General features: G+C 62.6%; 17 protein-coding genes. 1 reads left to right on the top strand and 16 read right to left on the bottom strand.

Annotated elements, in window-relative coordinates; translation table 11 throughout:
• The 5 genes from rplJ to QZ409_RS14085 form a co-directional block, all read right to left on the bottom strand.
• Positions 1-122, bottom strand: a 122-nt coding sequence (gene rplJ, locus QZ409_RS14105; protein ID WP_296712514.1) for a 50S ribosomal protein L10, incomplete at its 3' end; no start/stop codon positions are given.
• A 668-nt stretch (positions 123-790) separates the two neighbouring features.
• Entirely contained in the window at positions 791-1,489 is a 699-nt protein-coding gene (rplA, locus tag QZ409_RS14100; RefSeq protein ID WP_296712512.1) for a 50S ribosomal protein L1, read from the bottom strand.
• 4 nt (positions 1,490-1,493) lie between these two features.
• Positions 1,494-1,922, bottom strand: coding sequence for a 50S ribosomal protein L11 (gene rplK, locus QZ409_RS14095; protein WP_283367502.1), 429 nt, complete (start codon positions 1,920-1,922; stop codon positions 1,494-1,496).
• Positions 1,923-2,149: 227 nt separating this feature from the next.
• Positions 2,150-2,554 (bottom strand): cupin domain-containing protein, encoded by a 405-nt coding sequence (locus tag QZ409_RS14090; protein WP_296712506.1) that lies wholly within the window; start codon positions 2,552-2,554, stop codon positions 2,150-2,152.
• A gap of 97 nt (positions 2,555-2,651) precedes the next feature.
• Positions 2,652-2,897, bottom strand: a complete 246-nt coding sequence (locus QZ409_RS14085; RefSeq protein WP_296712504.1) for a hypothetical protein — start codon at positions 2,895-2,897, stop codon at positions 2,652-2,654.
• Positions 2,898-3,092: 195 nt separating this feature from the next.
• On the opposite strand from QZ409_RS14085, the gene QZ409_RS14080 reads away from it, so the two are divergent.
• Positions 3,093-3,833, top strand: coding sequence for a Crp/Fnr family transcriptional regulator (locus QZ409_RS14080; protein ID WP_296712502.1), 741 nt, complete (start codon positions 3,093-3,095; stop codon positions 3,831-3,833).
• A 39-nt stretch (positions 3,834-3,872) separates the two neighbouring features.
• Here QZ409_RS14080 and QZ409_RS14075 read toward each other — a convergent pair whose 3' ends face one another.
• From QZ409_RS14075 to QZ409_RS14025, 11 genes are all read right to left on the bottom strand, one after another.
• A complete protein-coding gene (locus QZ409_RS14075) occupies positions 3,873-4,289 on the bottom strand; it encodes a ribbon-helix-helix domain-containing protein (protein ID WP_296712499.1) in 417 nt (138 codons plus the stop codon).
• Positions 4,290-4,401: 112 nt separating this feature from the next.
• Positions 4,402-5,004, bottom strand: a complete 603-nt coding sequence (locus QZ409_RS14070; protein ID WP_296712497.1) for a DJ-1/PfpI family protein — start codon at positions 5,002-5,004, stop codon at positions 4,402-4,404.
• 169 nt (positions 5,005-5,173) lie between these two features.
• Positions 5,174-5,707: a transcription termination/antitermination protein NusG gene (gene nusG, locus QZ409_RS14065; protein ID WP_283367496.1), complete on the bottom strand. Its 534-nt coding sequence runs from the start codon at positions 5,705-5,707 to the stop codon at positions 5,174-5,176.
• Between the two features lie 72 nt (positions 5,708-5,779).
• On the bottom strand, positions 5,780-5,971 hold the full coding sequence (gene secE / locus QZ409_RS14060; protein ID WP_296712490.1) for a preprotein translocase subunit SecE: 192 nt from the start codon (positions 5,969-5,971) through the stop codon (positions 5,780-5,782).
• A gap of 159 nt (positions 5,972-6,130) precedes the next feature.
• Positions 6,131-6,862, bottom strand: coding sequence for a TerC family protein (locus QZ409_RS14055; RefSeq protein ID WP_296712486.1), 732 nt, complete (start codon positions 6,860-6,862; stop codon positions 6,131-6,133).
• A gap of 96 nt (positions 6,863-6,958) precedes the next feature.
• Positions 6,959-8,326, bottom strand: coding sequence for an ATP-binding protein (locus QZ409_RS14050; RefSeq protein ID WP_296712483.1), 1,368 nt, complete (start codon positions 8,324-8,326; stop codon positions 6,959-6,961).
• Positions 8,316-9,764 carry a sigma-54 dependent transcriptional regulator gene (locus QZ409_RS14045; RefSeq protein ID WP_296712481.1) on the bottom strand — a complete coding sequence of 483 codons (1,449 nt, stop codon included), beginning with the start codon at positions 9,762-9,764 and terminating at the stop codon, positions 8,316-8,318. The genes QZ409_RS14050 and QZ409_RS14045 overlap by 11 nt, the downstream gene beginning before the upstream one ends.
• Positions 9,761-11,434 (bottom strand): hydrogenase maturation protein, encoded by a 1,674-nt coding sequence (locus tag QZ409_RS14040; protein WP_296712479.1) that lies wholly within the window; start codon positions 11,432-11,434, stop codon positions 9,761-9,763. Before QZ409_RS14040 ends, QZ409_RS14045 begins: the two co-directional genes overlap by 4 nt.
• A gap of 12 nt (positions 11,435-11,446) precedes the next feature.
• Complete coding sequence (hypE, locus tag QZ409_RS14035) at positions 11,447-12,496, bottom strand: hydrogenase expression/formation protein HypE (protein WP_296712475.1); 1,050 nt, start codon at positions 12,494-12,496, stop codon at positions 11,447-11,449.
• Positions 12,493-13,638, bottom strand: coding sequence for a hydrogenase formation protein HypD (gene hypD / locus QZ409_RS14030; RefSeq protein ID WP_296712471.1), 1,146 nt, complete (start codon positions 13,636-13,638; stop codon positions 12,493-12,495). The genes hypE and hypD overlap by 4 nt, the downstream gene beginning before the upstream one ends.
• Positions 13,635-13,868, bottom strand: coding sequence for a HypC/HybG/HupF family hydrogenase formation chaperone (locus QZ409_RS14025; protein WP_296712469.1), 234 nt, complete (start codon positions 13,866-13,868; stop codon positions 13,635-13,637). The genes hypD and QZ409_RS14025 overlap by 4 nt, the downstream gene beginning before the upstream one ends.
• Between the last annotated feature and the right edge of the window lie 27 nt (positions 13,869-13,895).

The raw sequence follows: 13,895 nt of genomic DNA, 5'->3' as shown, positions 1-13,895 counted from the left end.
TTGCGCAGGTTCTGGAGCTGCGCGACGGTCAGGCCGGAATAACGCGCAACCACAACCACGCCCGTCTTCGAGAAGACGTCGTGCAGTGTGGCTACCGCTTCTTTCTTTTCCGCTCTGTCCACAGTGCTCTCACTTCAATGGGCGAAACCCTATGGGCTCCGCCGGTTGCCGACATGCCGCAAGACCAAAGCCATGCGGCGCCGAAAAGCCTGTCCCCACGAAGGCTGCGCCGAGCGGCGCACCCCTGTGGATCAGAGGGTTCGAACCAAACACGCCGAAGACTTGAAGCCTCCGGAAATCCGGTCTTTCCCCGTCTATGCTGGCCGCTCGCCCCTCCTGAATGAACAGGGGGGCGGACAATTAAGCTTTTGCACAGGGCAAAAGCGCCGGCAGTCTCGGACAGGACATGGCCGGAAAGGACAACGCCTCACCCCCAGGGGCGAACCGAAGCCTCCGGCCTATCCACCGCCAAAACCCGGAACGTGAAGGTCCCGAGCCCGACGGAAGCTGAATTTCTTTGAACATGGCGCGAAATTGAACCGGTCGGTCAATTCGTGAAGCAGTGCATTTCGCTGACGAACGGACCTAAACGGTCAACGCGTCCCAAATTCCCTTTCAACACATCATCTTTCCAAATCGTGGAAAATGATCGCGGCGTGCCCAAAACAGGCGACGAATCCGCCGCCAGGAACGTGTCTTGTAAACACTCTCACCCCGCCTGCCAAGAGGGGCGACAACATATTTTTTAAATTGTCAAGCGGCGCGACCAGAAATCGCGCCGCTTGCTCAATCAGTTCTGAGCGATCGCGATGGAGCTCGGCTCGACCTTCACGCCCGGACCCATGGTCGAGGACAAGGCGACGCGCTGCAGATATGTGCCCTTGGCGCCAGCCGGCTTGGCCTTGACGACCGCATCGACGAAAGCAGCGATATTTTCCGCCAGCTTCTCTTCGCCGAACGAGGCCTTGCCGACCGAGCCCTGCACGATGCCGGCCTTTTCGACGCGGAACTCGACAGCGCCGCCCTTGGAGGCGGCCACTGCGGCGGCGACGTCCATGGTGACGGTGCCGACCTTCGGGTTCGGCATCAGGCCGCGCGGGCCGAGCACCTTGCCGAGACGGCCGACCAGCGGCATCATGTCCGGCGTCGCGATGCAGCGATCGAAGTCGATCGTTCCGCCCTGAACGGCGGTGACCAGTTCTTCCGCGCCGACCACATCCGCGCCCGCCGCCTTGGCTTCGTCAGCCTTGGCGCCGCGCGCGAAGACCGCGACGCGCAGGGTGCGGCCGGTGCCGTTGGGCAGGTTGACCACGCCGCGCACCATCTGGTCCGCATGCTTGGGGTCCACGCCGAGGTTCAGGGCGATTTCGACGGTCTCGTCGAATTTCGCGCTGGCGCGTTCGCGGACCAGCTTGATGGCGTCACCGACCGGATACAGCCTGGTGCGCTCGATGCCCTCGCGGGCCTTGACGATTCTCTTGCCGCTCATCGTCTTATCCCACGATCTCAAGGCCAATGGACTTGGCGGAGCCTTCGATCATGGCCATGGCCGATTCGATCGAGTGCGAATTGAGGTCCGCCGCCTTCTTTTCCGCGATTTCGCGGATCTGTTCGCGGGTCACCTTGCCCACGAAGCCACGGCCTGTGGTCTTGGAGCCGGACTTGATATTGGCCGCCTTCTTGAGGAAGAACGTGACCGGCGGCTGCTTCATCTCGAAGGTGAAGCTGCGGTCGGCATAGGCGGTGATGATGACGGGGATCGGAGTCCCCTTCTCGATCTGCGCCGTCTTGGCGTTGAACGCCTTGCAAAATTCCATGATGTTCAGGCCGCGCTGACCCAGCGCGGGGCCGATCGGCGGCGAAGGATTCGCGGCGCCGGCCGGGACCTGAAGCTTCACGTAACCCGTGATCTTCTTTGCCATAATGGCTGCTCCCATTGGGTTTTTTCGTTTCAGCCCCGCTGGAGCCAAAACGAAAACGCGCGGTAGACGGACCATCCGTCCCGCGCGGGTTGCAGTTTGCGGTGCGGCCCGGAACCCGGCTGGCGACCGGAGAGCCTCCCGCAGATGCGCCTTCAGTATGAAGGTTGCGGGTGTCTATACGGATTCATTATGCTTGGCAAGGAAAAGACGAGGAAAAACGCCGCCCCTCACGCCGGTATCGCGAGCGGCTGGCCCTTCTCGAGAATATAGGTCGAGATGATCCGGGTCGGCTTGTCGCCGTTCTTGAGCATATGCGGCCGCCGCGGCGGAACCATCGCCACATCTCCGGCCCTGATCTCGCGCGATTCTTCGCCCTCGACCGAGAACAGCCCCCCGCCCTCGACGATATAGGCCGATTCGATGCCGGGATGGATGTGCCGCGGCACGGTGAAGCCCGGCGCGATCTCGGCGGAGGCGATGATCGTCTCGTAGTTCGGCGTTGGGCCGTCCATCCTCTTGAGGATTTCCCTTTTGATTCCCGCCGGCGCGGGGCCCTCGGCCTCGACCGGCGTCGCGGCGAAGGCGGTCAGAGCGCACAAGGCGCAGGAAGCGAAACCGCGACGCGTCAGCATGACTGTCCTCTCTTGCCGGGTTTGGTGTGCTGCCCCGCCCCGGAAATTTAGCAAATCAAAAGGATCGCCGCGAGGGGCGCGCATTTTTCCTCGCCGATCAGGCCCGACTTTCGCCGGTTCCCGCGAAGGACTCCTGCTCGCCGGCCGGCGACCAGCGAGCGACAAGCTGCGCCCATCGACTCAGGGAATCGGCCATGAGGGCAGTTTCGGCGGCGCCGGGAAAATTCCTGGCGACTGCCAGCATACGCATCTGCATCGCTAGGTAATGCGCTGACACGACGGTCTCCAGCAGGAAATTCTCCATGGTCTCGGTCTCAAGCTTCACAGGCGCCCCATTTTTCATAAATGTTAACCCTGTCAGGGAAATTTCGCGCGTGAAGAACGTAAACTCCTTAACTGCCACGTTAAGGACGCTTTTCTCGCCAATCGTCGCAACTTAGTCCAGCGCATGGAACGGCAATGGCGTGGGAATGACATTTACTTGGATTTCCACCCTTTCTGTTTTTCATGGTTACCCGATTTAACTAAAAATTGAGCAATGAACACAAAATCCATTGACGTCCCTGGCATATTGAGATCTTGCACGGTCTTCGCGAGCCTGAGCGAATCTCAGCTCCGCGAATTAAGCGGCAAGGCGCGCATCGAGCATTTTTCCGAACGGACTTTGCTGACCCTGCGCGGCGAGAAGCCCGAGCATCTGCGCTATATCGTCAGCGGCTCCATAGACCTCGTATTATCGACCGCCGAGGGCGGCTTTTCGTGCCTCCCTGTTTTCGAAGGCCGCTGGGCGACCTGGCTCGGCTGTTTCGGATCAGAGCCGCTGGTGCATGACCTGTGGAGCTCCAGCAACGCGATTGCCGTCGCTTTCCCTTGCCGCGACATTCTGAAGGCCGCGAGTGACAATCCCGAAGCCTTGCGGCAAGTGATCGAGCATGTCGGCGAATGGACCCGATTCCTGACCGGCTGGATGCTGTCTTTTTCCGCCTTTCGCGCCGAAAAACGGCTCGCCTATCTGCTGCTGCTCGCCTCGTCCAGCGCCTGCGGAATCGGCCGCGAAGGCCAGCCCACCGCCCTGACGCAGACTCATATCAGCCAGTTTGGTTTCGGCTCGCGCCAAAAAGTCGGCCGCCTGTTGCGCAGCCTCGCGGAGAAAGGCCTTGTTTCCACGCGTTACGGCGGCGTTGTCATTCCGTCGCGCGCCCGGCTCGAAGATTATATCGCCGACATTGGCGCGCATTCGGCGGAGGGCGCGCGCGAGAAGGCAAAATTCAGAGCATGATCGCCGCCTGCGCGCGGGGAAGACGGCGGAACGATCAGGTCAGATCATCCCGCTTGGTTGCGCCTCGCGACGCCGGGCTTCCTCCATCCGCTCACCATTCTTCGCCGCGGCGAGCCGCTTTTCCTCGCGCGCGAGGATCGAGCGGGCGTCGAGCCCCGCGATCGGCTGCGCGAGATCGGCGGGGATGTCGCCAGCGAGCTGCAGCATGAGATAACGGGCGCAGCAGACCCGCAGGAAAGAGGCGAAATTCTCGACGACCCCGTGGGTTTCGAGCAATTCCTCGTAAAGGCGCGCGAGGATTTCAGCGACGCTCAAACCGTCGCGGCGCGCGATTTCCTCAAGCAGCATCCAGTAGATTTTTTCCAGCCGGACGCTGGTTGCGAAGCCGTGCATGCGCACGGAGCGCAGGCGCGTTTCCCACATTGTGGGGTCGGCATTCACGAATAACTGGCACATGGCGCCTCACGCCCTCCGCGCGGCGGACTGGCCACCCGTCGCGCAAAACCGGGCTTCCGGTGAAAAGATAGGCGCGGGCGCGGATCTTTGCAATCAGCGCCCTGCCGAAAGCTCAAGCCGCCGCCTTGTGCTTCTGCTGGGCGACCGGAACGCCGATTTGCAGCAAGAGCTGGCCAAGCCAGGCGGGATGGGCCGGCCAAGCGGGCGCCGTGATCAGATTGCCGTCGGTCACGGCGGCGTCGATTGCGATATTGGCGTAGACGCCTCCGGCAAGCTCGACCTCAGGCTGGCAGGCCGGATAGGCCGAGCAGGTGCGGCCCTTCAGCACGCCTGCCGCCGCCAGCAATTGCGCGCCATGGCAGACGGCGGCGACGGGCTTGTTGGCCGTGAAGAAATGGCGGACGATCTCGAGCACCTTCGGTTTCAGGCGCAGATATTCCGGCGCGCGGCCGCCGGGAATGACGAGGGCGTCGTAATCCTCGGCGCGAATCTCGGCGAATGTCGCGTTCAGTGCGAAATTATGGCCGCGCTTTTCGGTATAGGTCTGCTGGCCCTCGAAATCATGGATCGCGGTGGCGATGGAATCGCCCGCCGCTTTGTCGGGGCAGACCGCATGGACGCGATGGCCGACCGCCGCCAGCGTCTGGAACGGGACCATGATCTCATAGTCCTCGCCGAAATCGCCGACGATCATCAGGATATTCTTGGCGCTCATCAGATTCTCCCTGGAGCAAGACTGCGGCTCGAGCCGCTATTCGCATGCGGGAGGGATTATGGCCTGCGGCGGGGCGCGCGGGTGTTACCCGGTTATCGCGCCCAAAAGCAAAGGGCCGGAAAACTCCGGCCCTCGCATAAAATGCATGATGCGGCGCAAGCTTGTCGACTTAGGCAAGCTTGTCGACTTGCCCATATTCCAGCTCGACCGGCGTGGCGCGGCCGAAGATCGAAACCGCGACCTTGACGCGCGACCGGCTCTCGTCGACTTCCTCGATGAGGCCCTCGAAACTGGCGAAGGGGCCGTCGTTGACGCGAACCTTTTCGCCGACCTCGAAGGAGATCGAGGTTTTCGGGCGGTCGACGCCCTCGGCCACCTGGCCCTTGATTCGATCCGCCTCATGTTCGGGAATCGGCATCGGCTTGTTGTCGGAACCGAGGAAGCCCGTGACCTTCGGCGTGTTCTTGATTAGATGGAAGACGTCGTCGGAGAGGTCGCATTTCACCAGCACATAGCCGGGAAAGAACTTGCGTTCTGAATTGAACTTGCGGCCGCGTCGGACTTCCACCACCTGTTCGGTCGGAACAAGGATCTCGTCAAATTTGTCGCTGAGTCCGCGCTGCGCCGCGCCTTCCTTGATCGCTTCGGCGACCTTCTTCTCGAAGTTGGAATAGGCGTGGACGATATACCAGCGTTTGGTCATGAATTTTTCCGCGAAGGATCTGGATGGACAAATCAGGTTGGGAAGCCGGGCCAGCTCGCGCGTGGCGAGCGATCAGCGTCCGAAACTGAGAATGAATTGAATCGCGAGACGGATGACCTGATCGACCGAAACGAAGAACAGGGCGGCCATGAAGACCATCAGGGCCACGAGCCCGGTCGTGATCAGGGTTTCGCGGCGCGTGGGCCAGGTGACCTTATTGGCCTCGGCGCGCACTTCCTGCAGAAAATTGAACGGATTGGCCATGTTCGTCCCGATTCGGCCGCCAGGCCAGCAATTGAATAAGACTTGGCGCGGCAGGTTGCGAAAAGAAAGGGGCGCGGGACCTTTCGGACGCGCGCCTCAAGAAAGGCTTATAGCGAAGGCTTGCGGCCGCGCCAAGTTTTTTTCTTGACAGGCCTGATTTCAGCTGTCGCCGCCCGCCTTTCGGCTGCGGCGCGCCCATTGGTTCAGCCCCTCCACGATCAGCGAGAAGGCGATCGCCGAATAGATGAAGCCCTTGGGGATCTCATAGCCCGCGCCATCCGCGATCAGGGTCATACCGATCAGCAGCAGGAAGGCAAGGGCCAGCATCTTGACGGTGGGGTTTTCCCGGATGAACCGCCCGACCGGCCCGGCGGCGAGAATCATCATGCCCACCGCGGCGATGACCGCCAGCGCCATGATGATGAATTCATCCGCCATGCCGATCGCGGTCAGCACGCTGTCGAGCGAAAAGACGATGTCGAGCACGGCGATCTGGAAGATGGCCTTCCAGAAGCTTTTGCCGCCCGCCTTATGCTCGCCTTCCTCATGCGGGTCGATTTCCTCATGGATTTCAATCGTGCCCTTGTAGAGCAGGAACAATCCGCCCAGCGTCAGAATGATATCGCGCCCCGAGACGTCATGGCCCCAGACGGCGAACAAAGGCGCCGTCAGGCGGGTGAGCCAGACCATGCCCGCCAGCAAGCCGAGCCGAAAGAACACCGCCATGCCAAGGCCGAGCCGGCTTGCGACGACGGCGCGGTCAGGCGGCAGGCCCTGGGTTGCGAGCGCGACGAAGACCAGATTGTCCACCCCGAGGACGATCTCCAGCACGGTCAAGGTCAGGAGGCTGGCCCATGCCTCCGGATGGGCGAAAACGGCAAGGTGTTCCAAGCAATATTCCCAGACATTGCGCGGCGCGCGCGCTCGAACGCCAACATAGGCGGTCGCAATATAGCCGAACGAATGTGAAGGGAAAGCGGCAAAGCCTCAGCCGCCGACCGGAAGCCGCAGGGTGAACTGTGCGCCGCCGTGCTCGCGGTTGACCGCCGAAATGGAGCCGCCATGCTCGCGGGCGATGGCGTAGGAAATCCACAGGCCGAGGCCGGTCCCCTCGCCTACCGTCTTGGTGGTGAAGAAGGGCTCGAACATCTTGTCGAAGGCGGCGTCGGCGATCCCGGCGCCATTGTCGGCGACGACGATCTCGACCTCCCCGCCCGAGAGCGCTGCCCGCACCTCGATCTGCTGGTGCTTGCGCCCGCGCACGGCGTCGATGGCGTTGTCGATCAGATTGACCATGATCTGGTGGATCTGGCCCTCATTGCCCCAAACCGCGAGCCCGGGCGCGACCTCCACGTCGATTCGGGCGTGATTCTTCTTCGCCCGCGCCGCCCATTGGGTCGCCGTGGTCAGAATGCGCTCGACATCGATCTTGTGCGCCTCCTGGGTGCGGTTGAAGGAAATGCGGCGCAGGTTCTTGACGATTTCGCTGATGCGCTTTGCGCCTTCGAGCGTGCCCTCGATCAGCGGCTCCAGATCGGCGAGGATGGAATCGACGCGATATTTGCGGCGCAATTCGCCGCCCTCGCCAGCATCCTGCCGCTCGTCCTCGGCGAAATAATCCGCGAGCGTCTTGCGATAGCGGTCGAGCACATGGACATTGCCATAGACGAAAGAGATTGGATTGTTCAGCTCATGCGCCACGCCCGCGACAAGGCGGCCGAGGCTGGCCATCTTCTCCTGTTCGATCAGCTTGCGCTGCGCCTTTTGCAGCTCCAGATGCGCGCCATGCAGGGCCTGATAGGCGCGGCGCAACTCGCCGATCGGCCGTCCCGTGAGCACCGAGCCGACGCGGCGCCGGGAATGATCGAAACGTCCTGAAAAATTGATCGCCATGACGTCTGACGGCCCGTGCGCCGTGAGGAAATGCAATTCGCAATCCGTCGCCCCGGCGTCGGAGTCGCCGCGCGCGCCAGCGAAAAGATGGCGGCGAGCCTCGTCATGATCCGGCGCGCCGATGAAATCGAGCAACGGCCGGCCCACCAGCTCCGACTCGGCCTGCCCGAGCAGCGCGACAAAGGCTGGATTGGCCTGAAGCACCAGCCCATTCTCGTCGCAGACGACCAGAATGTCCGAGACCGAGGCGATGACGCTGGAAATGAAGCTTTGCGCCTCCTCCAGCTCGGCGTTCTTGCTTTCGAGGTCGGCCTCGTAGCGCAGGAGGTCGGAATAGACTTCGTCCACCCGTTTGACGACGTCGCGCCAGACCGATTCCTGATTGTCGGTCAGTTCAGTCTCAAGCCCCGATCCTGTGAGAGCGAGAATATTATCGGGGCGATCGCGGCGCTCACCCGTCATGGCTCACATCCTTGCGCAGGTCATAGCGCTCGATCTTGGCGCGCAGGCCGACCCGCGACAGTCCAAGCCGCTCCGCCGCCCGGCTGATGTTGCCGTCAAGCTCCGCCAGCGCCCGCGCGATGATCGTCCGCTCCAGCGCCTCGACCTGATCCTTCAATACGTCAGCGCCATTGCCCTCCCGCGAGGGGCGCGGCCCTTCCGCCGCGCTGATGCGCCGCGAAAGCAGTTCCGCGCCGAGCGGGGCGTCGTCGTCGGACATCGCCACCATGCGCTGAATTTCATTGCGCAACTCGCGGATATTGCCGGGCCAGCCATAGGCGCGCAACCGCGCCATCGTCTCGGGCGCAAAGCCCGGAACCTTGCGGCGGAAGGCCTGATTGACCTCGACGAGAAGATTGGCCGCAATCTTGGGAATGTCGCCGCCGCGCTCCGCGAGCGATGGCAAATGGATCGGAAAGGCGTTGAGCCGGTAAAACAGGTCGCGGCGGAAACGCCCCTCTTCGACCTCGATTTCCAGATCGCGATTGGTCGCCGAAACGACGCGGACATCGACCTTGCGCGACCTTGTCGCGCCGAGCGGGCGGATTTCGCGCTCCTGCAGCACGCGCAGCAATTTCACCTGGAAGGCGGGCGAGGTTTCGCCCACTTCGTCAAGAAAGATGGTGCCGCCGTCAGCCAGTTCGAACAGCCCGATACGGTCCTGATAAGCGCCCGTGTAAGCGCCCTTCTTGCAGCCGAATAATTCGCTTTCCAGCAATTCATCCGGCAAGGCGCCGCAATTCTCGACCACGAAGGGTTTGTCGCCGCGCGCGGAGCCGAAATGAATGGCGCGCGCCAGCAATTCCTTGCCCGCGCCCGAGGCGCCGGTAATGAGGACGGAAATGTCGTAGCGGGTCGCCCTGCGGGCCAGCGACAGCGTCTCGACCATCGGACCGTCCGGCTCATGGACGATGCGGTCGAATTCGAACATCCGCCGCTGCTCGCGCCGCCGGTCCGCCAGCACGCGGTTAAGCGTGTCATGCGAGGGCTTGGCGTCGGCGCCAAGTCCCCCCGGCTCCTTCTGCATGCGGTAGAGCTTCACCGCGTCACGCACGCAGTCGATCAGCTTCTCGGGATGCCAGGGCTTGGTGACATATTGATAGATGCCGGCCTCGTTGACGCCGGCGATGATATCTTCGGATTCCGAAAAGCCGGAAATGATCATCCGCACCGGATCGGGCCAAGTCTCGCGCACGCGACGCAGGAAATCGACGCCCGTCTCGCCCGGCATGCGCTGGTCGCACAGAATGACCTGAACCAGATCGCCCGCGAGAATGGCCTCGGCCTCCTGCGCATTCTGGGCGCAGAGCACGTCGAACTCCTCGCTGAGCACACGTTGCAGGCTCTCGCGCGAGCGCAATTCGTCATCGACGATGAGGACCGCGCCGGATGGATTCATGATGTCGATCCCCTGCGAAGCGCCCGCGTCGAGCGATGCGGCGCCAGATGCAATGGCGTGCGGGACTTGACGACTTTTCGGATGAAATTATGCCGCGCGACGTGATAGCTGGGATCGAAGCCCCAAAAATTGCGTCGCATTCTTTCAAGCTCCTCGGCTCGATAGGCGGCCAGAGGTTTGACGGCCTCGTCGCGCGCCCGCATTGCGTTCTTTTCGTCCAGTCGCCGCTCGAAATCTTCCGAAGCGACAAGCGACTGCGCGAAAACATGCAAGGACGCCTCGGCCTCGGCCGGGTCTTCCGGCAAGATTTCATCGATCAGTTTCAGCCTCACCGCCTCCCGCGCTCCGATGGGCAGGCGGCCTTGCGAAATAGCTCGCGCATGGCCGGCGCCGACGCGGCGAGGCAGCAGATAGGTCCAATATTCCGAGCCGTAGAGATTGCCCATGTCCTTGTAATGCGGATTGAGGATCACACCCTCGCGCATCAACACGAGATCGGCGGCGAGGGCGAGAAAGACGCCGCCGGCGCCGGCGTTGCCGCGCAAGGCCGCGACGACCAGCCGATCGTCGATTTCCAGCAGAGCGCGGACGCAATCATTCATCGCCTCAATATTGCGCCAGGATTCATCCGCCGCGCTCGCCGCAGCCTCAATCAGGCCCAGATGAAGGCCGTTCGACCAGTAATCCGGGCCTCCCATCAGCACAAGCGCCCGGGCCTTAGCCTGCCGCGCTTCGACGATGGCCGCTTCCAGCGCGCGGCAATCCTCGACGCCCATCGCGCCGTTGTGGAAAGAAAAATACAGATAGCCGACGTCGCCGACCTGCTCGTAATGGACGTCCGGCTGGCGGCGGGCTTCGGGCAGGCCTTCCGCCCGCGCGGACAGCAGAAATGCGGCTGGCAGTTTCAAGGCGCCGACCCGCGGCTCGCGCAAATGGCCAATCCACAAGGCGCCGTCGCGCGCGGCGACGGCCACCGCCTTGCCGCAGCGCGCCAGCAGCTCGCCGGGCTTTCCTGCGAGATCGGGCGCGGGATGCGCGTCGAAGCACAGAAATTCACTGCCGCCAATTTTCGCCAGCGCCCCGGGAGAACCGTCGGCCGAACGGATTTTCCGCAGCGCGTCCGCGACATTATCCGTGGTGAAATCGATCAGCCGGTCCGCGCGCAGGCACAGCGGCCGCATCGGCTCAATCCTTTGCGGCGGCGCCGGACGTTTGCCGCAGCGGAGGAGGTCGAGCGCCTCGAACAAGCATTGGACCGCGCCCCGCGTCACCTCGTGCCTGTAAAGGCTGGATTTGGTCGCGGCGCGCATCGGGAATTTTCTGAACGCCCAGACAGGGCCGGCGTCGAGTTCCCCGGTCGCCTCGAGCAAGGTGACGCCCCACTCCTCGCGGCCTCCCAACAACGCCCAGTCGAGCGCCGAAGGCCCTCGATCCCCCGGCGGACCGGGATGGACCACGAGGCAAAGCGTCTGCGTCAAGACGTCGGGCGGAATGGTGCGTTTCAGGAAGGGCGCGACGATGAAGTCTGGCGCGAAAAGCGCCACCGATTCACGTAAAATATCGTCGGAAATGTCAAATTCGACGCTGACTTCCTCCCCGCGTTCGCGCAATTCGACGAACAGCCTTTGCGTCAGGCTGTTGAACGAATGGCAAAGCAACAGGATCCTCATTTTCGCGCCCGCTCAACAAATACGCGGCAATTGTTCGCCGGACAGCCAGTCGACAATGCGCTCGCCGCCGAAACTCGTCGTCATCTGCACAAAACAATGCGCGTCCTGCACGACATGGCCGATGATCGCAGCGTCGCCGCCGAGCCGATGGGCGCGCATGACGGCAAGCAGTTCGTCCGCCGCCTCCGCCGCGACGAAAGCGACCAGCTTGCCCTCATTCGCCACATAAAGCGGATCGAGCCCAAGCAATTCGCACGCCGCCGCGACTTCCTTCCTAATCGGCAGGGCGTCTTCCTCGATGCGGATTCCGACGCCCGATTGATGGGCGATCTCGTTCAGCGTCGCGGCGAGGCCGCCCCGCGTCGGGTCGCGCATCAGGCGCAAATGCGGACCGCAGGCGGCGACCATATCCGCGACCAGTCCATGCAGGGCTGCGGAATCGGACAGGATTTGCGTGTCGAATTGCAGGTTCTCGCGGCTCGACATGATGGCCACACCATGGTCGCCGAGCGAGCCGGACACGAGAATGGCGTCGCCGGGCCGAGCCTTTTCGCCGGAGAGAAGCAGGCCGTCCGGTACCGCCCCGATCCCCGCGGTGGAGATGAACACGCCATCGGCCTTGCCGCGCTCGACGACCTTGGTGTCGCCGGTCACGATCTTCACCCCCGCCTCGCGCGCCGCCGCGCCCATGCTCTGCGCAATACGTTGCAGGTCGGCAAGCGGGAACCCTTCCTCCAGAATGAAGCTGGCGGAGAGATAGAGCGGCCGCGCGCCGGCCATGGCGAGATCGTTGACCGTGCCGTGAACCGCCAGCGAGCCGATGTCGCCGCCGGGAAAGAACAAAGGCGAGACGACATAGCCGTCGGTGGTCATGGCGAGGCGGCCAGCCGGAATATCGAACACGGCCTGGTCATTGCCCTGCGCCAGCAGTTCATTGTCGAAGGCGTCGCGGAAAATATCGCCAATGAGCTGCGCCATGGCGCGCCCGCCTGAGCCATGGGTCAGATCGACCCGTCCGTTTTTCAAATCGAGCTTTCTGGACCTGAGACGCGGCGCATTCATGACGCTTGCCTTTCCTGTTTGGCGTCGCGGAAGCGGCCAAAGGTCCAGTGCGCGGCGCAGGAACCTTCCGACGACACCATGCAGGAGCCCATCGGCGTTTCCGGCGTGCAGAGAGTGCCAAACAATTTGCAATCCGTCGGCTTCTTCACGCCACGCAGGATTGCGCCGCATTCGCATGCCGGATTATCCTTGGCGGGAACGGTGCGGATGTCGAAAACCTTCTCGGCGTCGAAGGCGGAAAACTCCTCACGCAATTTCAAGGCGCTGTAAGGAACCTGCCCCAGCCCGCGCCATTCGAAGGTATCGCGCAGTTCGAAAATGCGACTGACCATGTCCTGCGCCTTGAGATTGCCCTCCGGCGTGACGGCGCGGATATATTCATTCTCAACCTCGTAGCGGCCGTCGTTGACCTGCCGCACCAGCATCAGCACGGCATGCATCACATCGAGCGGTTCGAATCCCGCGATTACGACCGGCTTCTGGAACTCCTCCGCGAAAAATTCGTAAGGCCTGGCCCCGATCACCACCGAAACATGGGCGGGACCGATGAAACCGTCTATCCGGATCAAGCCCAACTCGCGCACATCCGGGCTTTCCAGAATGTTCTGGATCGCTGCGGGCGTCAGGACATGGTTGCAGAAGACAAAGAAATTTTTTAGCCCTTCGCTCTGCGCGTTCAGCAAGGCCATCGCTGTCGGTGGCGTCGTGGTCTCGAAGCCGATGGCGAAGAACACCACCCTGCGCGCAGGCTCCTCGCGCGCGATGCGCAGGGCGTCGAGCGTGGAATAAACCATGCGGATGTCAGCGCCCTCCGCTTTGGCTTTCAGCAGGCTCATGCCGTTGGAAGACGGCACGCGCATCAGATCGGCATAGGTGCAGAGCGTGACGTCCGGGCGCTGGGCCAGCTTGATGGCGTCGTCCATGCGCCCTACCGGCAACACGCAGACCGGACATCCTGGACCGTGGATCATGCGCACATTGTCCGGCAGCAGATCCTCCAGCCCATAGCGTGCGATGGCGTGGGTGTGGCCGCCGCAGAACTCCATGAAGCGATAGGATTGGTCGGGCCGGGCTTCGGCGCGGATCGTCGCCGCTATGGCGCGCGCGAGCTTGCCGTTGCGATATTCGTCGACATATTTCATGCGCCCGCTCCCTGAAGTTGACCGGCCTCCGCCAGCAAGGCGAGAGTCGCTTCCGCCTCCTCGGGGTCGATTTTATTCAGCGCATAGCCGACATGCAGGATGACATAATCGCCCGGCTTCACGTCATCGACCAGAGCCAGCGAAATCGTCTTCCGCACACCGTCGAGCGTGACGCGCGCCATGTCGCCTTCGAGCAATTCCGTTACTTGCACTGGAATGGCCAGGCACATTTTTCCTCTCCCCTTTTATCCGCGCCG

The organism is Rhodoblastus sp. (assembly GCF_019449565.1).
Lineage (GTDB): Bacteria > Pseudomonadota > Alphaproteobacteria > Rhizobiales > Beijerinckiaceae > Rhodoblastus.
This window is presented reverse-complemented; position numbering and strand designations above follow the sequence as displayed.

Coding starts and splice junctions, on each gene's coding strand:
- rplA (WP_296712512.1), bottom strand. CDS start 1,489: ATGAGCGGCAAGAGAATCGTCAAGGCCCGCGAGGGCATCGAGCGCACC.
- rplK (WP_283367502.1), bottom strand. CDS start 1,922: ATGGCAAAGAAGATCACGGGTTACGTGAAGCTTCAGGTCCCGGCCGGC.
- QZ409_RS14090 (WP_296712506.1), bottom strand. CDS start 2,554: ATGCTGACGCGTCGCGGTTTCGCTTCCTGCGCCTTGTGCGCTCTGACC.
- QZ409_RS14085 (WP_296712504.1), bottom strand. CDS start 2,897: ATGAAAAATGGGGCGCCTGTGAAGCTTGAGACCGAGACCATGGAGAAT.
- QZ409_RS14080 (WP_296712502.1), top strand. CDS start 3,093: ATGAACACAAAATCCATTGACGTCCCTGGCATATTGAGATCTTGCACG.
- QZ409_RS14075 (WP_296712499.1), bottom strand. CDS start 4,289: ATGTGCCAGTTATTCGTGAATGCCGACCCCACAATGTGGGAAACGCGC.
- QZ409_RS14070 (WP_296712497.1), bottom strand. CDS start 5,004: ATGAGCGCCAAGAATATCCTGATGATCGTCGGCGATTTCGGCGAGGAC.
- nusG (WP_283367496.1), bottom strand. CDS start 5,707: ATGACCAAACGCTGGTATATCGTCCACGCCTATTCCAACTTCGAGAAG.
- secE (WP_296712490.1), bottom strand. CDS start 5,971: ATGGCCAATCCGTTCAATTTTCTGCAGGAAGTGCGCGCCGAGGCCAAT.
- QZ409_RS14050 (WP_296712483.1), bottom strand. CDS start 8,326: ATGACGGGTGAGCGCCGCGATCGCCCCGATAATATTCTCGCTCTCACA.
- QZ409_RS14045 (WP_296712481.1), bottom strand. CDS start 9,764: ATGAATCCATCCGGCGCGGTCCTCATCGTCGATGACGAATTGCGCTCG.
- QZ409_RS14040 (WP_296712479.1), bottom strand. CDS start 11,434: ATGAGGATCCTGTTGCTTTGCCATTCGTTCAACAGCCTGACGCAAAGG.
- hypE (WP_296712475.1), bottom strand. CDS start 12,496: ATGAATGCGCCGCGTCTCAGGTCCAGAAAGCTCGATTTGAAAAACGGA.
- hypD (WP_296712471.1), bottom strand. CDS start 13,638: ATGAAATATGTCGACGAATATCGCAACGGCAAGCTCGCGCGCGCCATA.
- QZ409_RS14025 (WP_296712469.1), bottom strand. CDS start 13,868: ATGTGCCTGGCCATTCCAGTGCAAGTAACGGAATTGCTCGAAGGCGAC.